At 33.6% G+C, this 24,689-nt stretch carries 20 protein-coding genes; 12 read left to right on the forward strand and 8 right to left on the reverse strand.

What is annotated here, in order from left to right; genetic code table 11:
• From EKL99_RS13600 to EKL99_RS13610, 3 genes are all read left to right on the forward strand, one after another.
• The coding region (locus EKL99_RS13600; protein WP_148106058.1) for a gliding motility-associated C-terminal domain-containing protein at nt 1-1,892 on the forward strand (1,892 nt) is incomplete at its 5' end.
• Between the two features lie 156 nt (nt 1,893-2,048).
• Nucleotides 2,049-2,966, forward strand: coding sequence for a type IX secretion system membrane protein PorP/SprF (locus EKL99_RS13605; protein WP_126553448.1), 918 nt, complete (start codon nt 2,049-2,051; stop codon nt 2,964-2,966).
• Nucleotides 2,967-2,976: 10 nt separating this feature from the next.
• Nucleotides 2,977-4,917 (forward strand): OmpA family protein, encoded by a 1,941-nt coding sequence (locus tag EKL99_RS13610; protein WP_126577132.1) that lies wholly within the window; start codon nt 2,977-2,979, stop codon nt 4,915-4,917.
• Between the two features lie 82 nt (nt 4,918-4,999).
• On the opposite strand, the gene EKL99_RS13615 is transcribed toward EKL99_RS13610, so the two are convergent.
• Entirely contained in the window at nt 5,000-5,668 is a 669-nt protein-coding gene (locus EKL99_RS13615) for a DUF4294 domain-containing protein (protein WP_126577133.1), read from the reverse strand.
• Between the two features lie 83 nt (nt 5,669-5,751).
• Between EKL99_RS13615 and EKL99_RS13620 the strand changes: the two genes are divergently transcribed.
• Nucleotides 5,752-6,840, forward strand: a complete 1,089-nt coding sequence (locus EKL99_RS13620) for a M42 family metallopeptidase (RefSeq protein WP_126459203.1) — start codon at nt 5,752-5,754, stop codon at nt 6,838-6,840.
• A gap of 188 nt (nt 6,841-7,028) precedes the next feature.
• On the opposite strand, the gene EKL99_RS13625 is transcribed toward EKL99_RS13620, so the two are convergent.
• From EKL99_RS13625 to EKL99_RS13635, 3 genes are all read right to left on the reverse strand, one after another.
• Nucleotides 7,029-7,982 carry a phosphoribosylaminoimidazolesuccinocarboxamide synthase gene (locus tag EKL99_RS13625; RefSeq protein ID WP_126577134.1) on the reverse strand — a complete coding sequence of 318 codons (954 nt, stop codon included), beginning with the start codon at nt 7,980-7,982 and terminating at the stop codon, nt 7,029-7,031.
• Nucleotides 7,983-8,089: 107 nt separating this feature from the next.
• Nucleotides 8,090-10,438: a prolyl oligopeptidase family serine peptidase gene (locus EKL99_RS13630; RefSeq protein WP_126577135.1), complete on the reverse strand. Its 2,349-nt coding sequence runs from the start codon at nt 10,436-10,438 to the stop codon at nt 8,090-8,092.
• Nucleotides 10,439-10,487: 49 nt separating this feature from the next.
• Nucleotides 10,488-11,300 carry a Cof-type HAD-IIB family hydrolase gene (locus tag EKL99_RS13635; RefSeq protein ID WP_126451684.1) on the reverse strand — a complete coding sequence of 271 codons (813 nt, stop codon included), beginning with the start codon at nt 11,298-11,300 and terminating at the stop codon, nt 10,488-10,490.
• Between the two features lie 191 nt (nt 11,301-11,491).
• On the opposite strand from EKL99_RS13635, the gene hmpA reads away from it, so the two are divergent.
• The gene (gene hmpA, locus EKL99_RS13640) at nt 11,492-12,694 is read left to right on the forward strand and encodes an NO-inducible flavohemoprotein (protein WP_126577136.1); all 1,203 of its coding nucleotides are present in this window, start codon (nt 11,492-11,494) and stop codon (nt 12,692-12,694) included.
• Between the two features lie 11 nt (nt 12,695-12,705).
• The gene (locus EKL99_RS13645) at nt 12,706-13,131 is read left to right on the forward strand and encodes an Rrf2 family transcriptional regulator (protein ID WP_126459191.1); all 426 of its coding nucleotides are present in this window, start codon (nt 12,706-12,708) and stop codon (nt 13,129-13,131) included.
• A 46-nt stretch (nt 13,132-13,177) separates the two neighbouring features.
• Here the strand turns inward: EKL99_RS13645 and EKL99_RS13650 are convergent, their stop codons facing one another.
• The gene (locus EKL99_RS13650; protein ID WP_126451687.1) at nt 13,178-14,128 is read right to left on the reverse strand and encodes a PhoH family protein; all 951 of its coding nucleotides are present in this window, start codon (nt 14,126-14,128) and stop codon (nt 13,178-13,180) included.
• 183 nt (nt 14,129-14,311) lie between these two features.
• Here EKL99_RS13650 and EKL99_RS13655 point away from each other — a divergent pair, with 183 nt between their 5' ends.
• The 5 genes from EKL99_RS13655 to dnaN all read left to right on the forward strand — a co-directional run bounded on the left by EKL99_RS13655 (nt 14,312) and on the right by dnaN (nt 19,196).
• Nucleotides 14,312-15,139 carry an S-adenosyl-l-methionine hydroxide adenosyltransferase family protein gene (locus tag EKL99_RS13655; protein ID WP_126577137.1) on the forward strand — a complete coding sequence of 276 codons (828 nt, stop codon included), beginning with the start codon at nt 14,312-14,314 and terminating at the stop codon, nt 15,137-15,139.
• Between the two features lie 59 nt (nt 15,140-15,198).
• Nucleotides 15,199-15,495, forward strand: a complete 297-nt coding sequence (locus EKL99_RS13660; RefSeq protein ID WP_126459184.1) for a putative quinol monooxygenase — start codon at nt 15,199-15,201, stop codon at nt 15,493-15,495.
• A gap of 68 nt (nt 15,496-15,563) precedes the next feature.
• A complete protein-coding gene (gldF, locus tag EKL99_RS13665) occupies nt 15,564-16,289 on the forward strand; it encodes a gliding motility-associated ABC transporter permease subunit GldF (protein ID WP_126577138.1) in 726 nt (241 codons plus the stop codon).
• A complete protein-coding gene (gene gldG, locus EKL99_RS13670; protein ID WP_126577139.1) occupies nt 16,289-17,974 on the forward strand; it encodes a gliding motility-associated ABC transporter substrate-binding protein GldG in 1,686 nt (561 codons plus the stop codon). The genes gldF and gldG overlap by 1 nt, the downstream gene beginning before the upstream one ends.
• Before the next feature lie 103 nt (nt 17,975-18,077).
• The gene (gene dnaN / locus EKL99_RS13675) at nt 18,078-19,196 is read left to right on the forward strand and encodes a DNA polymerase III subunit beta (protein WP_126514988.1); all 1,119 of its coding nucleotides are present in this window, start codon (nt 18,078-18,080) and stop codon (nt 19,194-19,196) included.
• A 214-nt stretch (nt 19,197-19,410) separates the two neighbouring features.
• Here dnaN and EKL99_RS13680 read toward each other — a convergent pair whose 3' ends face one another.
• From EKL99_RS13680 to EKL99_RS13690, 3 genes are all read right to left on the reverse strand, one after another.
• The gene (locus EKL99_RS13680; RefSeq protein ID WP_126568681.1) at nt 19,411-21,183 is read right to left on the reverse strand and encodes a DNA mismatch repair protein; all 1,773 of its coding nucleotides are present in this window, start codon (nt 21,181-21,183) and stop codon (nt 19,411-19,413) included.
• Between the two features lie 116 nt (nt 21,184-21,299).
• Nucleotides 21,300-22,133 carry a universal stress protein gene (locus tag EKL99_RS13685; RefSeq protein ID WP_126568680.1) on the reverse strand — a complete coding sequence of 278 codons (834 nt, stop codon included), beginning with the start codon at nt 22,131-22,133 and terminating at the stop codon, nt 21,300-21,302.
• Between the two features lie 74 nt (nt 22,134-22,207).
• Complete coding sequence (locus EKL99_RS13690) at nt 22,208-23,038, reverse strand: universal stress protein (RefSeq protein WP_126553466.1); 831 nt, start codon at nt 23,036-23,038, stop codon at nt 22,208-22,210.
• A gap of 177 nt (nt 23,039-23,215) precedes the next feature.
• On the opposite strand from EKL99_RS13690, the gene mnmE reads away from it, so the two are divergent.
• Nucleotides 23,216-24,604 carry a tRNA uridine-5-carboxymethylaminomethyl(34) synthesis GTPase MnmE gene (mnmE, locus tag EKL99_RS13695; protein ID WP_126459159.1) on the forward strand — a complete coding sequence of 463 codons (1,389 nt, stop codon included), beginning with the start codon at nt 23,216-23,218 and terminating at the stop codon, nt 24,602-24,604.
• Nucleotides 24,605-24,689: the final 85 nt, after the last annotated feature.

A 24,689-nucleotide genomic window follows, 5' to 3' on the forward strand; every position in this document is an offset into this window, starting at 1 on the left:
CCAACGGAGGAACAGCTTTCTCCAATGTTTTAATAAATGATACCTTAAATGGAGTCGCTGTTTTGGCTTCGCAAGTGAATACGACTTTTGTGTCGGCTTCGAATGCTGGAATAACGCTTTCTGGTACTGATGTGATTGTGGCTCCGGGTACGCCTGCGGGAAGTTACACTTTGGTATACCAAATCTGTGAAATTATAAATCCAAACAATTGTGATACTGCCACCGTTAGCGTTACCGTTACTGCGCCTGCTATTGTCGCTAATGATGATGCTGGAACGTCTGTAAATGGTGCCAACGGAGGAACAGCTTTCTCCAATGTTTTAATAAATGATACCTTAAATGGAGTCGCTGTTTTGGCTTTGCAAGTGAATACGACTTTTGTGTCGGCTTCGAATGCTGGAATAACGCTTTCTGGTACTAATGTGATTGTGGCTCCGGGTACGCCTGCGGGAAGTTACACTTTGGTATACCAAATCTGTGAAATTATAAATCCAATAAATTGTGATACTGCCACCGTTAGCGTTACCGTTACTGCGCCTGCTATTGTTGCTAATGATGATATTTTTTCAATCGAAAATTGTACTTCAGTAGGATTGTTAGGAAGTGTTTTAATAAATGATTCAATAAACGGAAACCCGGTAGTGGCTTCAGCGGTAAACATCTCTTTAGTTTCTGGACTAAATTCAAACATTCAATTGGATAACCTTGGAAACATCAATATATTAAACGGAACAATTCCTGGAACGTACGTTTTAACGTATCAAATATGCGAAAAATCAAACACTGAAAACTGTGATACTGCTGTAATAACAATAATCATTAAAGATAGTACTGCGCCTGTCTTTGCATCATTACCAGTGCCATCAACGATACTATGTAGTACTACTCCTGATTTTGCTCAAGCAACAGCTACTGATACCTGTAGTTCTGTTACACTAACATTTGTTGACGCAACGGTTCAAGGAAGCTGTATTGGTTCCTATACGATAACAAGGACATGGACCGCTACTGATTTAGCAGGAAATGCAACTACTGCTTCTCAAAGGATCAGTGTACAAGATACTAACGGCCCAACCACAACAACTGAGTTTGCATCTAATATTAATGTAAATTGTGATGTTATTCCTTTGAAACCGGAACTTATATTTACAGATAATTGTTCAACTGTTTCCCCCGCACTATTTACTGAAAAAATTACTAACAGCTCACTTAACTCCTACTCAATTGTCAGAGAGTGGTCTGTTTCTGATTCTTGCGGGAATGTTTCTAAATTTACTCAAATTGTGAATGTAACAGCATCAAATAACGCCACACCAATTGTAAGCTCTGCGTGTAATGGTGACTCTTCAACAATCAATATCTTTAATTTGTTACCCGAGGGAACTCTAATAAATGGAACTTGGACAGATGTTGATAATACTGGCGCATTGCAAGGAAATATCTTATCGCCTTTTGGTTTGACTTTAGGAAACAAAGTTTTTGAGTATCGAATTAATGACGAAATGTGTCCAAAAAGCATCCAGTTAACAGTGAATATTAACGATGATTGTATCGTTTTAGGATGTGGAAACATAAAAGTCCATAATGCTTTTTCGCCAAACGGAGATGGTATAAACGAAGTATTTGTAATCGATAATATTGAAAACACAACTTGCTACCAAGAGAATACGGTTGAAATATATAACCGTTGGGGTGTATTAGTTTTTGAAACAAAAAACTATAATAATCAAACTAATAATTTTGAAGGTATATCTCGTGGAAGAACAACTATTAGTCAATCTTCTGGATTACCTACCGGTACTTATTTTTACATCTTAAATTACAGTGCTATTAATGGGAATGGCAAAGTGGAAATCAAAAAATTAGACGGGTATTTATACCTTAGTAAATAATCTTGAATTAATTTAAAAATCGGAGGATTCTTTTTTGTCCTTCGGTTTTAAAAATGAATTAGCACTATTCTTTAACAAAAATAGAATTGACATTATCCTAAATACCCTTTTGAACCTTTTTTAAATAATTAGTTCAAACAAAATAAAAAAGCAACTATGAAAACAAAAATATTTTTAATCCTATTGATGTTTACAGCATTTACAAGTTATGCACAACAAGATGCTCAATTTACACAATATATGTACAACACAATCAATATCAATCCGGCCTATGCAGGATCTAGAGGAGCATTAAGTATTTTTGCTATGCACCGCACGCAGTGGGTGGGTTTAGATGGTGCTCCTGTAACAAATGTAGCTTCGATTAATACACCGCTAAATAATAATAATCTAGGTTTAGGAATTTCTTTTATCAATGATAAAATTGGTCCCACCAATGAAAATACTATTTCTGCCGATTTTTCATATACCATACAAACCTCAGAAACATTTAAACTTTCTTTTGGCATAAAAGGTACCGCAAATTTATTCAATTTGGATATATCTAAATTAAATCCTGTAGATGCTTATCCTGTAGACCAAAGTATACAAAATATTGATAATAAGTTTTCTCCAAATATTGGTACAGGTGTTTATTTACATTCGGATAAAGCGTATGTAGGTTTTTCTATTCCTAACTTTATTGAATCAGACCGCTATGATAATAATGAAGTTGCCATATTCAAAGAAAAAATAAATTATTATTTAATTGCAGGATATATATTTGATTTAAATAGAACCATAAAATTTAAACCCGCGGTTCTGTCAAAATTTATTGAAGGTGCTCCTCTTCAAGTCGATATTTCAGGAAACTTTATGTTTAACGAGAAATTTGTCGTTGGTATTGCCTACAGATGGAGTGCTGCACTTAGTGCTATGGTTGGTTTCCAAATTTCTGACGGAATGTATATAGGATATGGGTATGACAGGGAAACCACTCGATTAAACAACTATAATTCTGGCTCGCATGAATTTTTCTTGCGCTATGAAATCTTTAAAAATAATGGTAAAATTATAACTCCAAGATTCTTCTAAAAAAATTAGTATGAAAAATAATATACTCCTTTATACAATTGTAATAACTGCTTTATCTATTCATGGATACTCACAAAAAGGGGAAGTTACTGTAGCCGACAAAAAATATGACAACTATGCCTACATTGATGCCATAAAAACCTACGAAAAAGTAGCCGAAAAAAAATACAAATCGGCTGATATGTTTAAGAAATTAGGAAATTCTTATTACTTTAATGCAGAGTTAGAAAAAGCAGCCAGATGGTATGGAGAGTTATTTGCAATGAATACTATCGATTTAGAACCTGAATATTATTTTCGTTATGCGCAGTGCTTGAGATCCATTGGTCAAAATCACAAAGCCAATGATCTATTAGAACTATTCAATCAAAAATCTGGAAACGATAGCCGCGGCAAGATTTTTATGAAAAATGTAAATTATCTTGACGCAATCAAAGCAAATTCCGGAAGATATAAAATCGAGGATGCTGGAATAAATTCTATATATTCCGATTACGGTACTGCATTTCATGCAAATGAAATCGTATTTGCATCGGCAAGGGACACCGGAAGTGTAGGCCAAAGAAAACATAAATGGACAAATCAATATTTTACCAATTTATATACTGCCAATTTAGGGGAAAATAGGAATCCGGGAAACCCTCTCCAGTTCGATGCCCATATAAATTCTAAATTTAACGAGTCTACTCCTGCTTTCACAAAAGATGGAAAAACCATGTACTTCACCCGTAACAACTATCTTGATGGAAAAAAAGGAAAAGATGCTAATAAAATTACTTTAATAAAAATATATAAAGCCACTTTAGAAAATGACAAATGGTCTAATATAACCGAACTTCCTTTTAATAATGATAATTACAGTACGGCTCATCCTACACTAAGTCCAGATGAGAAAACATTATATTTTGTCTCGGATATGCCCGGAACTATAGGTCAATCTGATTTATTTAAAGTAATAATACACAATGACAAAAGCTTTGGCACTCCAGAGAATTTAGGTGCTGTGATAAATACTGAAGGTAGAGAAACATTTCCGTTTGTAAATGATGAGAACGAAATATATTTTGCATCAGACGGCCATCCTGGCTTAGGAGGTTTAGATGTTTTTGTTGCCGCTATAAATCCCAATGGAACTTTTGGTGAGGTACAAAATGTGGGGGCAGATATTAATTCTCCAAAAGATGATTTTGCCTACTTAATTGATACAAAATCAAGAAAAGGTTTTTTTTCTTCCAATAGAGATGGTGGTTTAGGATATGATGATATTTATAAATTTTCAGAACTGAAAAAAATTATTTGCCAACAGTTATTATATGGTGAGATCACTGATATTGCTACAAAAGAATTCCTTCCGAACACTAAAATTACTCTATTTGACAATCATTTTAACATTGTAAATACAACCCTTTCAGATGATAAAGCTAATTATTTTTTTCCTGTTGAATGTGGTAAAACATATTACGTAAGGGCTCAAAAACCTGAATATACTGCAAAAGAACAAAAGATTACAATAGCTGATGAAAATGGAAAGACATACGTACCAATCGCATTAGAAGATGCAAAGTGCAAAGTAACCATAGGGGATGATTTAGGTAAATGTTTTAATATAAAAATGATTTATTTTGATCTGGATAAATCAAATATCAGGCAAGAGGCAGCTTTTGATTTAGAAAAAATATTAGATGTTTTAAATCAAAACCCAACGATGAAGCTTGATATTCGTTCTCATACAGATAGCAGACAAACGTTCAAATACAATGAAGCGTTATCTGACAGAAGAGCTAAATCTACTATTAACTGGCTGATAAAAAATGGAGTACATACAAGCAGATTAATTGGAAAAGGATATGGTGAAACCCAACTGGTAAACAAATGTGTAGACGATCTAGAGTGCACTGAGGAGGAGCATCAACTTAACAGAAGAAGTGAATTTATTATTACTGATTTATAAAAAAAATTATCAAAGTAGCACCTACACTGCTAACTATGCTGCAACATTATCTTTATAGAAATAGGAACACAAAATGATGGTATTATTTAATTGCCCTGCTAACCCAAGCATCGTTCAAGCTGTCATAATTAATAGGCTGTGCCGGAGTTTGATTTTGTAATCTTCCTGAATCAAATCCTCGTACTAGTATAGTTTCTATTAAATAATCCTCGTTGACATAGTAGGGTTCGTATTTTGTTTTTAGATTAATGTCAAACATGCTTGCTGCAGTATTGGACCAAAAAGCTTTCCAGCCACTTTTAAGGTTTTTTACTAACTCATAAGTGGTAGTGCCTGTTTGACGGTGAATTAACTTTACCAATATTTGACCTTGTTTACGAGATAGCTTTTTAAGTTTAGCTTCGAACTCCTCACTCAAATAACTTTCTACTATCTTAAAGTATTTTTTTTTCTCCTTATTTGTTTTAAGGTTTGCCATTCCTTTATTAAGAATCGTCAATCGCTCCGAAGCTAGTTTTGCATAAGGATACGTTTTATAAACCCGACTTTGAAGTAATAAAAATTGCTTTCTTGCTTCGGGATCTGTTTTTCCCTTGTATATTATTATTTCTGGTAATTGAATGGTGTCATTAAGAATCAATTCGTCATCTTCTAACTCATGCTCTATTTTTGTAGTATCCTGCGGTATTACCTGTGCATTAACAGACAAAGTTATCAATAGAAAAAACAACAAAAATTTAATTAGCTTCATATTAGGAAAGTTTAATTGCCAAAATTATACATTATATACGCAACTGTAATGCCAAATTTATAATTTAGCAAAAAAATAATTTTATGAGCACAAAATCAATATTAAACAAGTCGTCACTTGAGTTTTTAGAAAACTATCTTAATAATGCCTCGCCTACCGGTTATGAAAGTGGTGGACAAAAATTATGGATGGATTATTTAAAACCTTACGTTGATACTTTTATAACAGATACTTACGGCACAGCGGTAGGAATTATAAATCCGGATGCACCTTATAAAGTAGTAATTGAAGGTCATGCAGATGAAATTTCATGGTACGTAAATTACATTACAGACGATGGATTAATCTACGTGATCAGAAATGGTGGTTCCGATCACCAAATAGCACCTTCAAAGCGCGTCAATATTCATACTAAAACAGGAATTGTAAAAGGTGTTTTTGGCTGGCCTGCTATTCATACACGAATGAGAGACAAAGAAGAAGTAGCTAAAGTTAACAATCTATTTATTGACATTGGTTGTGAAACCAAAGAACAGGTTGATAAAATGGGCGTTCATGTAGGTTGTGTGATTACCTATCCTGATGAATTCATGATTTTGAACGAAAATAAATTTGTTTGTCGCGCGATTGATAATCGTATGGGTGGGTTTATGATTGCCGAAGTGGCTCGTTTGCTACACGAAAACAAAATAAAACTTCCTTTTGGATTGTATATTACGAATTCAGTTCAGGAAGAAGTAGGGCTTCGCGGTGCCGAAATGATTACCAAAACCATCAAACCGAATGTAGCGATCGTAACCGATGTTTGTCATGACTCTACTACTCCAATGATTGAAAAGAAAATTGAAGGAGATACAAAAATTGGTAAAGGTCCTGTAGTTACTTACGCTCCTGCTGTTCAAAATAATTTGAGAGAATTAATTTTAGAAACCGCCATGGCAAACGAAATTCCGTTCCAAAGATTAGCTTCATCTCGTGTTACGGGTACTGATACCGATGCTTTTGCGTATAGTAATGGCGGCGTAGCTTCTGCATTAATATCGTTGCCGTTGCGATATATGCACACCACGGTTGAAATGGTGCATCGTGACGATGTTGAAAATGTGATTAAATTAATTTATGAAACCTTATTGAAGTTAGAAAACGAAGAAACATTCTCTTATTTCAAATAGTTTTAGGAGCTAATCCCGCTATCCGTTTTAAATGAAATTCACTGAACTCAAATAAAAATAAAAGTATAGTGAAGTAATCTTTTCCTTTTTAAAGTAAAAAGGAAAAGGATTTCCACTTTTATCGGGGCTAAAAACCGCAATTCAAAATTATGAATTGCGGTTTTGTATTTTACTTTTAGTGTAAATAATTATCTATTGACTAAATATTCCAAGACATTTTTCTCGATTCTTTCGTCTATAGTACTGATGTCTGCTTTTACAAATTTCTCTCCCAAGATATTTTCATACAATTCAATATATCTTTCAGAAACTGTTTGAATATATTCATCCGTCATATTAGGAATTTGTTGTCCTTCTAATCCTTGAAAACCATTTTCGATTAACCAACGACGAACAAACTCTTTCGATAATTGTTTTTGTTCCTCACCTTTGTTTTGGCGTTCCTGATATCCTTCAGCATAAAAATAACGAGAAGAATCCGGCGTATGAATTTCGTCAATCAAGACAATTACCCCTTCTTTGGTTTTTCCAAATTCATATTTGGTGTCAACCAAAATCAAACCACGACTGGCTGCAATTTCAGTTCCCCTTTGAAACAAATCTCTCGTGAATTTCTCTAAAACCACATAATCTTCTTCAGAAACAATTCCTTTCGATAAAATATCCTCACGAGAAATGTCAGCGTCATGTTCGCCATTATCCGCTTTGGTAGTCGGAGTAATAATAGGTTCCGGGAATTTATCATTTTCTTTCAAATAGTCAGGCATTGAAACTCCGCAAATTTCTCTTTTGCCAAGAGCATATTCTCTGGCAGCATGACCAGAAAGATAGCCCCGAATGACCATTTCTACTTTAAAAGGGACACATAAATGCCCTACCGCCACATTAGGATCAGGAGTTGCAATCAACCAGTTAGGAACAATATCCTGCGTCAGCTCCATGAATTTAGTAGCAATTTGGTTTAGAATCTGACCTTTATATGGAATTCCTTTTGGCAAAACTACATCAAAAGCCGAAAGCCGATCCGTAGCTACCATTACCAAAAGTTCATCATTGATATTATATACTTCTCTTACTTTACCGCGGTAAACAGATTGCTGGTTTGGAAAATTAAAATCAGTAGTTGTGATGGTGTTGCTCATTATACTAGTTGTGTGTGTTTATTTTTATTCTTGCAAATTTAAAACTATTTCATATAGTTTCGCAAAGAAAAGAACGGAACTATTACATTTTATTTTTATCTGTAAAACTATTTTTTAAGCAACGTCTCGTTGAATAAATTTAAGATTCGGCTGTATTCATCAACCCAGGAATAGGTTTCTTTAAAACCATGAGCTTCAACGGGAAAACTAGATAAGCTCCATTTTTTCTTTCCTAATTCGATAAAACGCTGAGACAAACGAACAATATCTTTATATTCAACATTGTCATCTACCATTCCATGAAGCATTAATAAATCGCCTTGTAAATTATCTGCAAAATAGATTGGAGAACTTTTCTTGTAAGCATCTGGATCCGTTTCCGGAAAATTAAGAATGTTTCCGGTGTAGCCATGATTGTAATGCGCCCAATCAGTTACAGAACGCAATGCAGCACCCGAAGCAAACTCTTTTGGAGTAGTTAACATTCCCATCAACGTGATGAAACCGCCGTAAGAACCGCCATAAATCCCAACTCTTGTCGCATCGATTCCATGATTTTCAACTAGGTATTTCTTTCCGTCAATTTGATCTGTTAAGTCCTTCCCGCCCATAAAACGGTAAATTCCTGTTCTAAAATCACGTCCATATCCATCGCTGCCTCTATAATCAATATCTAAAACAGTATAGCCTAAATCGACCAATAAATTATGAAACATGTATTCTCTGTGGTACGTACTCCAATAGTTGTGCGCGTTTTGCAAATAACCGGCACCATGAACAAACAAGACAGCTGCTTTATTCGCATTGGCAATTTGTGGTTTGTACAATCTAGCATGTACAGAAGTTCCATCCTGCGCCTTGAAAGTAATCACTTCCGGTTCACGCCAAGAATATCCTTTGAAACTTTCCGATGTGGAAGACGTTATCTGATTTAAGTTTGTATTCTTTTTATTAGGCGCTACATACAATTCCCAAGGTTTATTTTTATACGAGTAACGAACCAATAAAGTTTTTTCGTCTGGAGACAAACTTACTTCATGAGCACCATCTTTAGTTAAAATTGGCTGTAAAACCATATTTGCCACTTCGAATTTATAGAAATTTCTGTTTCCGGGATGCGTGGTCGTTGTGGTCAAATAAAAAGACTTTTTATCTTTTGCTAAACTCACGTTGCGCACTTCCCAATTTCCTTTAGTCAGTTGAGTTTTCTTTTTTGATTTTAAATTATAGCTGTACAAATGCGAATAACCAGTTTCTTCGGATTGGAAATAAATGGTTTCATTGTCTCCCAAAAACCCCAGTGTTCCTCTTCCATAAGAATTAGAAGGAATTCCGGGCCCGCCAATCCAAGATTCGTCATGCTGATGGTCTAATTCCTGAAAAGTTCCTTGCTCTAAATTCAAACTTACAATCCATCGGTCTTTGTTGTCCTGACTTCTTATTTCGGAAATAGCGTAAGAGCCATTTTCATTGTAAATAGGTTCCTGAACTACAATTAGTTTATTCTTTTTTTCTGTCGTTTTTGATTTTTCATACAACTCAAAATATTTAGGAACATCCTGAATGTGGCTTAATGTTGAAAAATTTATCAAATAAACAGAGTCTTTGGCAATGTTGTACACTCCGAATTTAATTGGCAACAAATTATCTACAGAAACTTTCTCCTTAGTATCTTCAATTTGGTTGTAGCCATCAGCAGTTATGAAAAGTTCCATTTTTTCACTTTTACGTTCTGAATCTTCTATTAATCTGAAGGTGGCGAAGTTTCCTTTTGGATCTACTTTTAAGCTTCCAAAGGTGTTTTTTCCATAATAATAAGGCTTTGGAAAATCAGATTTTGTAGTTTTTGATTTTGCCAAATTCCATTTTTTCAGTGCTTCCTGATCTCTGACAAATTGGAATAATTCTGCTTGTTGGCTTTTCAAAAAAGACTCTTTTTCAGTGGTTTTCTCATCTAATTTTCCTTTACGAAAGTTTGTGATTTGAATGATAGAACCTTCATTGGTATTGAACTGAAAAAGATTTTCATTTTGCCTGAAATAAAGCACTCCTGGTACAGAACCCATTTGCAAATTAGCAATCGGACTGCTTTGTTGGTACAGTTTTTTTGAGATTTTACTTTTTACAGCATACGAAAATAATCTTCCTTTATCGATATAATAATATAAATCTGGATTAGTTGTTTTTTTAAAATCTAGTTTTGAAAAAGCAGCTTCATCTGGAGAAGCTAATTCTGGTTTTGTTAATCCATTTTTCCAAAAATAAGTACTTGTGCCCAACTCATTGTTTGGATTCCAATCAAAATACACTTTCTGACCATCTAAAGACCATCTTTCATTTTCAGGTTGCACACCTATGAAAGTATTTCCTTTCATGATTTCTTCCAGTTTTAACGTTTGACTTTGAATTGTTATGAAAAATAAGATACAGATAACGAAGATTATTTTTTTGTTCATTTGGTTTTAGTTTTTTTTGAAAATGGGAAAATATGGTTAGTTAAAAACATTAATTATTCAATAATTCCTGCGCTATATATTTGGCGACTCCGTCATTATCATTAGTTAAAATTACCTCTAAATGAGACAATTTATTTTTCAAACTATCAGGTGCATTCCCCATCACTAAACCTTTACCGGAAGAATTAAGCATCTTTTCATCATTGTAGCCATCACCAAAAGATAGTGCTTGCTGAAAAACAAAATTTTCCAGTTCCAAAATTCTGGCAATCGCAACACTTTTATCTACAGATTTGTCCATAAATTCCAGGCAAAGCGGAAGACTAAAAGCATGGCTAAAAAGTCCGGTATGATTTTCTAAAATTTGATCTCTTAATTCGATTAATTTTGAATGTCGATCGTGCGTAAAAAATACTTTTATAGCACTCAAATCCTCTAAGTTTTCAAAATCAACGAGTTCTGGATGATAATTTACTTCTGGTTGAAACTCATTTAATTTTTCATTGTGCTTGTTCGTTTGCCAAACATTTTCTCTGAATAATACGGTTGTAATTTCAGGATCAATATCTAAAGACAAGACGGATTTAACGGCCTCACTTTCCATATTATAAGAAAAAATCAGCTCTTTTTCAGGAGAATGTATCCGTGCTCCATTTGAAGTGACTAAATAAACAGGAACATCCAATCCTGCTACAATAGGCATTGCATCCAGATGATGACGACCAGTTGCTATAATTATTAGGTAATTTTGATTATGGAGTTCTTGAAAAACAGTTTTGGTGTATTGGGATATTTTGTGATCTGAGTTTAGTAACGTTCCGTCTAAATCGCTTATTACGACTTTTATTTTTTCTTGTAGCATCTTTCGGTTTTCACTGTCATTTTTAATATTTCCAAATTTATTCAATTTTAAAGAGAAACGCAAAATTTATAAAAAGTTTAGGTTAACCTTTCTTGACGATATTTTGATAAATATAGCTATTTATTTGTTGTATTTTAAATACAACAAATAGAAAATGATTGCTATCTTTGTAAAAAATAAATTTCAATACCATGAATGCAAGTCAAAAAGAATTAATAAAAGCAACTTTGCCAATTTTAAGAACAAATGGAAATGATTTGATAACCTATTTTTACCAAAGAATGCTATCCAATAATCCAGAGTTGAAAAACATTTTTAACATGGCAAATCAAGCTAGTGGAAAACAACAAAATGCTTTAAGTGGAGCTGTACTTGCTTATGCTGAAAACATAGAAAATCCTACTGTTTTGATCAATACGTTAAAATCAATTGGAAATAAACATGTAAGTTTAAATATTCAACCAGAGCAATATGATATTGTTGGAAACCATTTAATCGGATCGATAAAAGAAGTATTAGGTGATCTCGCAACAGTAGAATTAATTGAAGCCTGGACCTGTGCTTACAATGAATTGGCTCAGATAATGATTAGTATTGAAGCTGAAATGTATCAAAAAACAATTAATAAAAAAGGAGGATGGAATGGCTGGAGAAACTTCATAATCTCTAAAATTGTAAAAGAAAGCGACGAAATTAATTCATTTTATCTTAAACCGGAAGACAACAAAGAAATTGCTGATTTCTATCCGGGTCAATATATATCTGTGAGTACGTATATTCCTGAATTAGGTCATAAACAGCCTAGACAATATAGTCTGTCGTCTTATTCTAATAATGAATATTATAGAATTTCAGTAAAAAAAGAAATTAGTCAAAACACATCTCCCGATGGTATTGTTTCCAATGCTTTACATAACAAAAAGGAAGGTGACAGTATCGAAGCTAGTGCACCAGCGGGGGTGTTTTTTGCAGATCCAGACGCAAAAAATCCTTTAGTACTGGTTAGTGGAGGTGTTGGACTTACTCCTATGATGAGTATGGTTGAAACCAATAAAAATTCACTTCAAAAAAACAAAACAGTTTGGATTCACAGTTGTCGCAATGAAAATGTTCACGCGTTTAAAGATACTATCGAGGAATTAAACAACGAAAATGAGTGGTTAACTTCTTTCGTTTTTTATGAAACTTTGCCCGAATCAGAAACAAATGCTATCGAAGGAAGAATTGATTTGCAGCAAATAAAAGAAGAAATCCTTATTGAGGATGCAAAATATTATATTTGCGGACCGGCTATTTTTATAAAAGTTCAATATCAATCTTTGGTTGCACTTGGCGTAAATAGAGAAAATATTCTGTATGAAGAATTTGGCCCTCAATTATTAAGCCTTAATTAGTAAATTTTAATATGAAATTGAATCACTTTACCGATTTTAGTATGCGCGTTTTGATGTATCTAAATCAAAAAAAAGATACTCCACAAAGTTCTCTAGATGATTTAGCGACTACATTTAAAATCTCGCGAAACCATCTTATAAAAGTGGTTCAATTTTTATCGGCAAATCAATTAATTCTCACCAAAAGAGGAAAAAATGGCGGAATAGTGATTTCTGAAAAAGCAAGAGAAATTCGATTAGGCGATTTGATTCACCTATTAGAACAAGACGATACGCCCATCGTCAACTGCGATTCAAAACCTTGCATCTTTCAATCACACGATTGCAAACTAAAATCATTGTTCAATACCGCTTATCAAGCTTTTATTGAAAGTTTAAATCAGTACACACTTTCTGATATAGAATTCAAGAATTGGAGTGCTATGTTTCAGGATTAATAAAAAAATTACAAAAGGAGGCTTTTTCACAAAGCCTCCTTTTGTTTTAATCATTATTCTCAATCATTTTGTAGGCATCAATTACTTTTTTAACTAATCGGTGTCTCACAATGTCTTTATCATCCAGATAAATGATTCCAATTCCCTCAACGTCTTTCAAAACCAATAGCGCTTCTTTGAGTCCGGATATGGTTCTTCGCGGTAAATCGACTTGTCCGGGATCCCCTGTAATCATGAATTTAGCACTTTTTCCCATACGGGTTAGGAACATTTTCATTTGAGAATGCGTTGTGTTTTGGGCTTCATCCAAAATTACAAAAGCATTATCCAGTGTTCTACCACGCATAAATGCCAATGGTGCTATCTGGATAATTCCCTTTAAAATATAATCTTCCAGTTTTTCGTTGGGTAACATATCGCGTAAAGCATCGTAAAGTGGTTGCATATACGGATCTAGTTTTTCCTTCATATCTCCTGGAAGAAAACCAAGGTTCTCCCCTGCCTCTACCGCTGGTCTTGTCAATATAATGCGTTTGACTTGCTTTTCTTTTAGCGCTTTCACTGCCATAGCAACTCCGGTGTACGTTTTTCCTGTACCAGCAGGTCCTACTGCAAAAACCATATCATTTTTTTCCATGGTATCTACCAACAATTGCTGATTGGGCGTCATAGGTTTGATGATTTTACCACCTACTCCATGTACTAATATTTTATCTTGTCCCTGAAATTTTTTGTCTTCCTGAACATCACCACGAATAACACGCTCGATTACATTATTATCAATGTTATTGTATCTTGAAAAGTGCACCATTAATCGTTGAAAACGTTTTTCAAAGTCGTCTAAAACTTCTTTTTCACCAAAAGCTTTTAAGGTTGTTCCCCGGGCGACAATCTTTAATTTTGGATAATATTTTTTAATTGTTTCAAGATGAGTGTCTTGAGCGCCCCAAAAGTCTGTTGGAGCGATGTCTATGAGCTCGATTATTCTTTCGTTCAAATGAGGTTGTTTTTAAATTAAATTAAGTAAATCAATAAATTTGTTATCAATGCGAATAATTGTAGTATTAATTTGAATTTGTCTTTTGTTTTTTGCTTTTTTGAATTTACTATTATTAGCTTTGCGTTTCTCAAATTTAATGAAAATTAGGTTTACAAAACACCAATAGTTATAAACAAATTTATGTCAATAATTACCCTAACTACCGATTATGGCTTGAAAGACCACTTTGTAGGTGCGCTGAAAGGGAAAATTTTGTCTGAGTATTCCGAAGCTGTAATTATTGATATTTCACATGATATTGATCCATTTAACACGTTAGAAGCTAGTTATGCAATTAGTGCCTCATATGCTAGCTTTCCAAAAGGCACGGTTCATCTCATAGGTGTGGATATAGAAGCCAATAAGGAAAACCAACATATTGTGATGCAATGGAATGATCATTATTTTATTGCTGCTGATAATGGTATTTTAAGCATGCTTTCGCAAAAAATTGTTCCGCAAAAAATGGTGGCAATCAATATTCATGATCGTTTACCGAGTGATGCGGCTGATCTTGATGTGTTTGTAAAAGTAGCCTGCCATTTAGCCAAAGGGGGTTTGATGAACGTCATTGGTAAAGAAATACACACTATTAAGCAAGTTACAAATCTGCAAGCCACTATTTCGGATGATGGGAATTCATTAAAAGGTCATGTGATTTACATTGATCATTTTGGGAATGTAATTACAAATATTACTAAAAAATATTTTATTGAAGTCGCCAAAGGAAGGGCGTATGAAATTGTTTTGAAAACTAAAAATATCAAAACAATTTCGCCCAATTATTCCGCAATTGCCAGTTCCGATAAATATCCGATTAAATCGTATGAAGGAGAAAAATTAGCCATTTTCAATGAAGCCGGTTTTCTTGAAATTGCAATTTTCAGAAGCAATCCTTCTAAAGTAGGTTCAGCGAATAGCTTATTGGGATTGAATTATAGAGATATAATAAATATAATATTCAGATAGCTGTGTTCAGTAATCAGTTTAAAAATCTAAAATCTTTAATCTAAAATCATAAATCCAAAATGTTTGTACGAATAGTAAAATTGAGTTTTCATGAGGAAAATATTCCTGCTTTTTTAGAAAATTTTGAATTAATGAAAGATAAAATACGAAATGCGCCCGGTAATCGTTTCTTAGAATTGTATCAGGACAAAAACAACAAAAGCATTTTCTTTACCTATAGTTATTGGGAAACCGAAGCCGATTTAGAAAATTACCGAAATTCCGAACTTTTTTACGATGTTTGGACATTCACCAAGAAATTATTCAACGACAAACCAGAAGCATGGAGCGTGGATAAATTAGTTACTTTGGTTTAAAGTTTTTTAGTTTAAAGTTGAGCAACGTTAAACTAAAAAAACTTTAAACTTTAAACAAAAAATAAAACATGAAATCAATAGTTTTACGAGAGATAAAATCCTTTTTCGTTTCGCCCATCGGCTACTTAGTTATTGCCATTTTTTTAATTATTAATGGATTGTTTCTTTGGGTTTTCGAAGGAGATTATAATATTTTGAATACCGGATTTGCTGATTTGACTCCGTTTTTTACCTTAGCGCCATGGATTTTGATATTCTTGATTCCTGCAGTAACCATGCGTAGTTTTTCGGATGAAAAAAAACAAGGAACAATAGAATTATTGCTGACGAAGCCATTGAGTATTTGGCAAATTGTAAACGGAAAATTTCTTGGTGCTTTACTTTTAATTGTCATGGCAATTATTCCAACCTTCATCTATGTAGCCGTTATTTCGAGTTTAGGAATGCCGGAAGGCAATATTGATATGGGAAGCACAATTGGTTCTTATTTTGGATTATTATTCTTAATTGCAGCCTATTCTGCCATTGGGATATTCACTTCAACATTGTCGGATAACCAGATTGTGGCATTTATTATTGCCGTATTTTTATGTTTTTTCTTCTATTTTGGGTTTGAAGGGTTAGCTGCTGTTGTTCCAAATGTATCTTCCATAATCGCGTCATTAGGAATGCAAGATCATTTCAAAAGCATGAGCCGAGGCGTATTAGATACCAGAGATATTCTTTATTTTACCAGTATAACCGTTGTCTTTCTTTCATTTACTGTTTATAATCTAAAATCTTTCAAATCGTAATGACTACTTCTAAGAAAAACAACCTAAAATCAGTATTGATTGTCCTTGTCCTTGTAGTTCTTGCGAATGTAATAGGAAATTCCTTTTTTCATCGTTTTGATTTAACAAAAGACAACAGATATACTCTTTCTCCTACTTCTTTGACTATCGTAAAGCAAGTCCAAAATCCGTTGTCTATAAAAGTATATATGCAAGGTGATTTACCGGCTGAATTCAAGCGTTTACAACAAGAAACGAAACAATTACTGGAAGAATTTCAGGCCTATAACTCCAATATTATTTTTGAATTCGTAGATCCATTGGAGAATGATGACGCCAGCATGGACAATATTAAAGACTTGTATCGAAAAGGGCTTACGCCAATAAACATAACCGTTGACGATAAAGGAAAGCAATCTCAAGCGATGGTTTTCCCGTGGGCCACAGCCGTTTATGACAATAAAGAAGTTAACATCCCCTTGTTGAAAAATATTATGGGAGCTACAACTACCCAAAAAGTCATTGGATCTGTTCAGCATTTGGAATATTCTATTGCTGAAGGATTGAATAAAATTACCAAAGCCAAACAAAAGAAAATTGCTGTTATCAAAGGAAACGGTGAATTGCAAGATATCATGATGGCTAAATTTCTTTTGCAAGTGCGCGAAAGTTACCATATTGGTCCTTTTACTTTAGATTCGGTTGCCAAAAATCCGATTGGAAGTTTAGAAGCTTTAGAAAAATATGACTTGGCAGTTATCGCTAAACCAACTGAAACGTTTACCGATGCGGAGAAACAAGTTTTGGATCAATTTATCATCAACGGGGGAAAAACATTATGGTTGATTGACCAAGTTACGGCTGAAATGGACAGTTTGTACAATGCTTCAGGAGCTACTTTAGCGTATCCAAGAGATTTAAATTTAAATGATATGTTCTTTAAATACGGCATCCGAATCAATCCTGATTTAGTAAAAGACGAACAGGGAAGCCCCATAAAACTAGCCACTGGAGAACAAGGAAGTGCGACACAATTTCAGGAATTCAACTGGAAGTTTGCGCCACAAGTGTATCCAAATAGTGTACATCCGATAGTTAAAAATTTAGGAGGAATCAAATTTGATTTTGCGAATCCAATCGATACTTTGAAAAATGGAATTAAGAAAACTATTCTGTTGGAATCGTCTCAATATTCGAAAAAAATAGGAACTCCAACAGAGATCAACCTGAATAGTGTTGCCGAAGAAACTTCGCCAAATGATTACTTGAAGAAAGGAAAGATTCCGCTTTCTGTTTTATTGGAAGGTTCGTTTCGTTCTATGTTTGAAAATCGAGTGTTGCCATTTGAACAAAAAACATTTCAAACGACAGGAAAAGAGAACAAAATGATTGTGATTTCGGATGGAGATTTGATAAAAAACCAATTGGATAAAAACTTTCAACCCGTAGAATTAGGGTATGACCAAAGGTCAGGAAATTTGTATGATAATAAAGATTTCCTGATAAATTGCGTGAATTATTTACTCGATGATACGGGACTTATTAACATTCGAAGCAAAGATCTTGATTTACCTTTATTGGATAAAGAAAAAGTTTATGAAAACTATACCCTAATACAAATCCTAACTATCGGACTTCCAATTCTTATTTTGGTACTTTTTGGGATCTTATTTACTTTTCTTCGAAAAAGAAAATACAGCAAATAGATGTTAATAAAAAAGTTTCGAAACTAGAATAGTTTACGATATATTTGTAAAATGTAACGTATTTCGAATTTAGAGAAATACCTTAAAAAATAAAACAAAACAGATGAAATTTATAGTATCGAGTTCGTACTTATTGAAGCAATTACAGGTTTTAGGTAACGTTATCAACAGCAGTAATACTTTGCCTATTTTAGATAATTTTTTATTTGATTTAGACCATAATGTGCTAACAGTTTCTGCTTCTGATTTAGAGACAACCATGTCTGCAACGTTAGGAATTGATTCAGAAAGTAAAGGAAGCGTTGCTGTGCCTGCGAAATTGCTTTTGGAAATCCTTAAAACATTTCCGGAACAACCGCTAACTTTTACAGTTGAAGAAAATAGTACGATAGAAATCAGTTCTAATTCTGGTAAATATGCTTTGGCTTATGCTCCTGGAAATGAATTTCCAAAATCGGTTAACTTAGACGATCCATCTGTAACACTTGTTCCTGCTGATGTTTTGGCAACTGCTATAAGTAAAACTATATTTGCAGCCGGTAACGATGATTTACGTCCGGTAATGTCTGGTGTATTTTTTCAGTTTTCGCCACAAGGGTTGACATTTGTTGCAACTGATGCGCATAAATTAGTGAAATATGCGCGTACCGATGTAACCGCCTCTCAGGTGGCTGATTTCATCATGCCAAAGAAACCATTGAACATCTTGAAAAATATTCTAGGTACTTCAGATGCTGAAGTGAAAATTGAATATAATGATTCGAATGCTACTTTTTCTTTTGACAATTATATTTTAATGTGCCGCTTAATTGATGGAAAATATCCAAATTACGAAGCAGTAATTCCAAAAGAAAATCCGAATAAATTAATGATTGACCGTTCTCAATTTTTGAGTTCTGTACGTCGTGTTGCTATCTTTTCGAATAAAACTACACACCAGATCCGTTTGAAAATAGCAGGTGCTGAATTGAATGTTTCTGCTGAAGATATTGACTATTCAAACAAAGCCGAAGAAAGATTGACTTGTGATTATCAAGGTGATGATATGCAAATAGGATATAATTCTCGTTTCTTAACTGAAATGTTGACTAACTTACAATCGGATATGATTATGCTTGAAATGTCATTGCCAAACAGAGCCGGAATTCTAACTCCTGTTGATGGATTAGAAGAAGGAGAAACGGTAACGATGCTTGTAATGCCAGTAATGTTGAACAGTTAACTCAATTTAAAAATACGCTATTAACCAAACCATTTTTATATTTAAAAAACCGTCCCGATAAATCGGGACGGTTTTTTGTCTATGTTCATCACTCTTTTGTTATCAGAACGAAAGAGGAATCTTATAGTATTTCAGTTTCGACGATTACCTATAATTATCAGTTAGTGGGTTTGCTTCGTTCCTCGCAAAGACAAACTGAACACTGAATACTAATTTAAATCACTCCCATTTTCTTCATCAGGAAAGTAGCACTTCTATTTTTACAAATTCCGTCCCGAAGTTTGTAATCAAAATGGAGTTCATCATTGATAATCTCTACTTCAAAACATTTGTTGGTTAATATATTTGGATATTCATTGGTTGTCAGGCAAACTTCGATATCGTGCGTTGCAATAGCTCCAACGGCTTTCTTACCAATTACTTTTTTGACCACTTCAATTGTTCCGTTGCGTTTATCATCTGAATTGGTACCACGTAATATTTCGTCCAATAAAACAAATGCCGGTCTATTTTCCAATTCGTCCATAATCTGCTTTAAGCGTTTGATTTCGGCAAAGAAATACGATTCGCTATCGGACAACGAATCAGATAATCGCATGGAAACTAAAACGGGTAACGGATGTACACTAGCCTGACGAGCACAAACCGGCGAACCTATTCCTGACAAAACCATATTGATTCCTAAACTTCTTAGAAAAGTACTTTTACCGGACATATTAGAACCTGTTAAAATCATAAACGATTCGGGATGAAAACGCACGTCATTTCCTACTCTAGTTTTTTCATTTAATAAAGGATGGCTTAAATCCTTGAAATCTATTTCGAAATTACTGTTCAATGTTGGATATACAAACTCCGGATTATTATACGAAAAATTGGCCAAACTGTTCAACATTTCGAATTCACCAATAACTTCCAACCAATTTTCTAAAGCTTGGGCATGATCTTTTTTCCATTGAATTAATGATTTTAAAACATGTAAATTAAAAAGGAACGTTCCATTGAATACGATAGCCGTAACAAAATTTGAGATACTGTCCATATTAGAAAACAAACCGGCTAACTGTTTCAAATGCACGCTGGCATTTTCTTTTTTGAACATTAATTTTTGCTGTAAATCGATTAATTTTTTCGACTGAAAAGATTCATTTTCTATTTTTTGCAACAGTAAACTATATTGATGAATGGTTTTATCTATATTCGTAGAATTAGCAATTTCTGCCTGGATACGCTTCATAAACCGACCCAAAACAATTAAATTAAATACAAATAAATACGATAAAACGGAAGCAAAAACAGTAGTCGAAGTTACTAAATAGGCAATCAAAACTCCCAGAAAAAGAAGTGGTGAAAAATAAGAAATGAAAACACTCATTTTAGCCAAGGGCGTACTATTAAATGTACACCACTTGAGCAGAGTCTCATAATTCGATTGATTGTCATTGCTTATTTTGGCGAAAGCCAAAAATTCCTGACGCCAGTCTAATTTTTTGGTTAATTCTTTTACCGCTTGATGATTTCTAAGAATCTCTTCATTGGGCAAAATTGATAAAAGCTGGTTTGCGAATGTTTTTTTACCAATAAAAGTAGCGGTTCTATTCAAGTTTTGGAACAAAGAATGCTCGCCAAAAATATCTAAATCATAGGCATACGGATGGTGAAAATCATTGAATTCCTGTCCGTTTTCAAAAGGGATTTTATTTCTTTCCAGGTAGGAAATTTCATTTTCATTAATATCAAGTAAGGCTTGATTGACATGTTTTTCGAAAACTAATTTAGAATGAATGCGCATAAATACTACGAATAGTCCAAAAAGAAAAATGGCGGCAATTATGAAAATAATTTCGCTGTTTTTGATGTAGTAATAAATAGAAACCAAAAAAAGTACAATAGAAAGAAGTCTTAAAATACTTATACTATTGTACTTTTTATTGATTGCTGTCAATGCTGTTGAAAAGCGTATCTTTTTTGCTTTGTATATTTCCATAATTCAATTAATGAATTGCAAATATAACGAAATAGATTACTTTGAAGGCTAAATTAAAAGGCAATGGCGATGCCGCACTATATAGAATTCAAGATTTCAATTGAATTAAAACTGAATCAATCAATAGGAATCGCTAAAATTGGGATATCAAAATTCGTAGCTATTTTTTTTGTTAAACTAGGTTTGAAAATCCCTTCAAAAAAACCTCTTTTATACGTAAGCATAGTCAGTACATCAATTTCTTTGTACATTATAAAATCCAGAATTGTTTCTTTGACTTCGTCACTATTGATCACAAAAAACTCAACGGGTTCATTAATAAATTCTTCCTCCCAAGCAGTTACTGTATCATTTGAAACATCGGAATCACTAGTTTTTACATACAAGCATTTTACTTTAGCTTTCGTTTTTTTAGCGATATCTAACACCATTTTCAATGCTTTTTTATCTTTAGTTCTAAAACGGGTTGTAAATCCAATAATTTCTGTTTTTTTGAATTTTGCTTCTAACGGAACACACAACATAGGAATATCTATTCCAGAAATAACAGCACTTGTATTGGTACCCATAAAAAAAGCTTCCCATCCTGTAGCTCCTGAAGTACCCATGATCACAAAATCTATTTTATCTTCTTTAATTGATTTTTTAATATTATAAAGCAAATTCCCATCCATGAGCCTATGAGACATTTTTATTTTGTCCAAATGCCGCTCATCGGCTATGGCGCGCAATTTTGGGATTTCATCTTTAAACATATCAAATTGAGCTAAGGCCAAGGAATCATAAATGACGGCGTAATTTTCGGGAAAAAACTGATTGTCATAAATGGGCAATTCAAAGGTGTGCAATAAAACGAGTTCGCCCTGAACTATTTTTGCAAATTCTAAAGCATGTACAAAAGCATTAGTAGCCACTTCAGAAAAGTCGGTTGGAAATAGAATTTTTTTCATTTTATCTTTTATTAAAATAATTGATTTACTAAAATAAAATATTGGTGTCTTTACGTAGTCAAATCAGAATATTTTTATTCATGAATAGCAAGAATGGGTACATTGATATGAAATGCTAATTTTTTTGAAAGACTAATTTCGAAAAGTTTCTCAAAGAAATTTCTGTGATACACATGCATTGCAATCAAATTAATTTTATGCAAATCGATAAAATTTAAAATAATTCCTTCTACATCTTCTCCTTTAATGGAGTGAAATGCAACTCCATTATTTTCTACTAATACCTTCCAATCTTCTCTACTGTCCTCTTTAACTTCATGATGCGGAGACTCGACACGCAGGCAATCAATATGTGCTTGAAATATTTTGGACAAAGACAGAACTCTTACAAAAGACCCTGTGTCCTCCAATTTATATTGCGTAATGAACAGTATTTTTTCAATAGGATGATATGTACAATGCTCCGGTATTGCCAAAACTAATGCTTTGACATCATTCATTACTTTTGTGGCTATCGTACCGAAAAAAGTTTCCTTTATACCAGTGGCGCCTTTAGTACCCATAACTACGAAATCAAAATTTTCATTCTCGGTTATTTTTTTAATTTCGGGAACCAAATTTCCCAAAATCAAAACATGGCTTATTTTGATATGACCTAAATTATTTGCTTCCGCAATTTTTCTTAAAAGTGGCACTTCATCTTTATAATTTTCAAAATTACTGAGTTCTGTAACCTCATAAATTTCATGTAAATACTTAGAAACATTAACATAATTGGCTTGTGAAAATTGGTACACATGCATTGTAACTATTTCAGCATTAATAGATTCTGCCAATTTTAATGCATAGATAAACGCATTTTTAGACACTTCCGAAAAGTCGGTAGGAAATAAGATTTTCTTCATACTATAGTTAATTTATTGCAAATTAATTATTTATATAAATTTACAAAACAAAAAACAAAATAGTATGATAATTATCACTTTGGCTAATTTTTAACAAAAAATAACCTTAATGGTTTAGTACAAGAGACTTGTAGCCATGTCAAATTTACTTACTTTTACACCAAATTGACTTTAAATATGATACCTCACGATTCCATAGTGGCACTGGCAACTCCTTCGGGAGCGGGTGCTATAGCCGTAATTCGGATTTCCGGACAAGATGCCATTGCTATTGGAAATTCTGTTTTTAAATCTATCAAAAACAAAGAATTAACAACCCAAAAAACGCATACGTTACATTTAGGGCATATAATGGATGGTTCCAAAACTTTGGATGAAGTCCTGGTCTCCATTTTTAAAGGACCAAATTCCTATACTGGCGAAAACACGATCGAAATTTCCTGTCACGGTTCTACTTATATACAACAACAAATTATTCAATTATTGCTTCGAAAAGGCTGTCGAATGGCAGATCCTGGCGAATTTACGTTGAGAGCATTTCTAAACGGAAAACTGGATTTGTCCCAAGCAGAAGCTGTTGCCGATTTAATTTCATCAGATAATGAAGCTTCACACCAAATTGCAATGCAGCAAATGCGTGGCGGTTTCTCTAATGAAATAGCAAAATTAAGAGAAGAACTCTTGAATTTTGCATCACTAATCGAACTCGAATTGGACTTTGCCGAAGAAGATGTAGAATTTGCTGACCGAACCCAATTTCATGAATTACTGAACCGAATCGAATTTGTCCTAAAACGATTAATCGATTCATTTGCCGTAGGAAATGTGATTAAAAACGGAATTCCTGTAGCTATTGTGGGCGAACCCAATGTAGGTAAATCGACACTTTTGAATGCTTTATTGAATGAAGAGCGCGCCATTGTTTCGGAAATTGCGGGAACGACACGTGATACCATTGAAGATGAGTTAGTGATTGGCGGCATTGGTTTTCGATTCATTGATACGGCTGGAATTCGGGAAACGGAAGATGTGGTAGAAAGCATCGGGATTCGTAAGACTTTTGAAAAAATTGAACAAGCGCAAGTTGTCGTTTTTCTATTTGACAGTTCCGAGTTTAAAGTTTCTGGTTTAAAGTTAAAAGTGGAACTGGAAAAAATTAAAAACCAGTTTCCGTTGAAACCTCTTGTAATCATTGGTAACAAAGCCGATAAATTAGAAGAAAGTGAAATAGGAAATTTGAAATCAGAAATTCCTGAAATCTTACTGATTTCTGCAAAAGAGAAACTAGGCGTTGAGGATTTAAAAAATCAATTACTTTCATTTGTCAATACCGGAGCATTACGAAATAATGAAACAATTGTAACGAATACCAGACATTACGATTCCTTATTAAAAGCGTTAGATGAAATACAAAAAGTAAAATTTGGTCTTGAAACGAACTTGTCCTCCGATTTGATGGCATTAGATATTAAGGAAGCTTTGTACCAATTTGGAATGATTACGGGACAAGTAACTAATGACGAATTGTTAGGGAATATTTTTGCTAATTTCTGTATCGGGAAATAAAAGCACTTTCTTTAACTTTACTTTCTATTAGTTGACTCCCATTGATTTAGCAGTGTTTTAGTTTTCTTCTATTAAGTTTAATTCA

It is taken from the genome of Flavobacterium sp. ZB4P23, from assembly GCF_003970375.1.
Taxonomy (GTDB): Bacteria; Bacteroidota; Bacteroidia; order Flavobacteriales; family Flavobacteriaceae; genus Flavobacterium.

Coding starts and splice junctions, on each gene's coding strand:
- EKL99_RS13605 (WP_126553448.1), top strand. CDS start 2,049: ATGAAAACAAAAATATTTTTAATCCTATTGATGTTTACAGCATTTACA.
- EKL99_RS13610 (WP_126577132.1), top strand. CDS start 2,977: ATGAAAAATAATATACTCCTTTATACAATTGTAATAACTGCTTTATCT.
- EKL99_RS13615 (WP_126577133.1), bottom strand. CDS start 5,668: ATGAAGCTAATTAAATTTTTGTTGTTTTTTCTATTGATAACTTTGTCT.
- EKL99_RS13620 (WP_126459203.1), top strand. CDS start 5,752: ATGAGCACAAAATCAATATTAAACAAGTCGTCACTTGAGTTTTTAGAA.
- EKL99_RS13625 (WP_126577134.1), bottom strand. CDS start 7,982: ATGAGCAACACCATCACAACTACTGATTTTAATTTTCCAAACCAGCAA.
- EKL99_RS13630 (WP_126577135.1), bottom strand. CDS start 10,438: ATGAACAAAAAAATAATCTTCGTTATCTGTATCTTATTTTTCATAACA.
- EKL99_RS13635 (WP_126451684.1), bottom strand. CDS start 11,300: ATGCTACAAGAAAAAATAAAAGTCGTAATAAGCGATTTAGACGGAACG.
- hmpA (WP_126577136.1), top strand. CDS start 11,492: ATGAATGCAAGTCAAAAAGAATTAATAAAAGCAACTTTGCCAATTTTA.
- EKL99_RS13645 (WP_126459191.1), top strand. CDS start 12,706: ATGAAATTGAATCACTTTACCGATTTTAGTATGCGCGTTTTGATGTAT.
- EKL99_RS13655 (WP_126577137.1), top strand. CDS start 14,312: ATGTCAATAATTACCCTAACTACCGATTATGGCTTGAAAGACCACTTT.
- EKL99_RS13660 (WP_126459184.1), top strand. CDS start 15,199: ATGTTTGTACGAATAGTAAAATTGAGTTTTCATGAGGAAAATATTCCT.
- gldF (WP_126577138.1), top strand. CDS start 15,564: ATGAAATCAATAGTTTTACGAGAGATAAAATCCTTTTTCGTTTCGCCC.
- gldG (WP_126577139.1), top strand. CDS start 16,289: ATGACTACTTCTAAGAAAAACAACCTAAAATCAGTATTGATTGTCCTT.
- dnaN (WP_126514988.1), top strand. CDS start 18,078: ATGAAATTTATAGTATCGAGTTCGTACTTATTGAAGCAATTACAGGTT.
- EKL99_RS13680 (WP_126568681.1), bottom strand. CDS start 21,183: ATGGAAATATACAAAGCAAAAAAGATACGCTTTTCAACAGCATTGACA.
- EKL99_RS13685 (WP_126568680.1), bottom strand. CDS start 22,133: ATGAAAAAAATTCTATTTCCAACCGACTTTTCTGAAGTGGCTACTAAT.
- EKL99_RS13690 (WP_126553466.1), bottom strand. CDS start 23,038: ATGAAGAAAATCTTATTTCCTACCGACTTTTCGGAAGTGTCTAAAAAT.
- mnmE (WP_126459159.1), top strand. CDS start 23,216: ATGATACCTCACGATTCCATAGTGGCACTGGCAACTCCTTCGGGAGCG.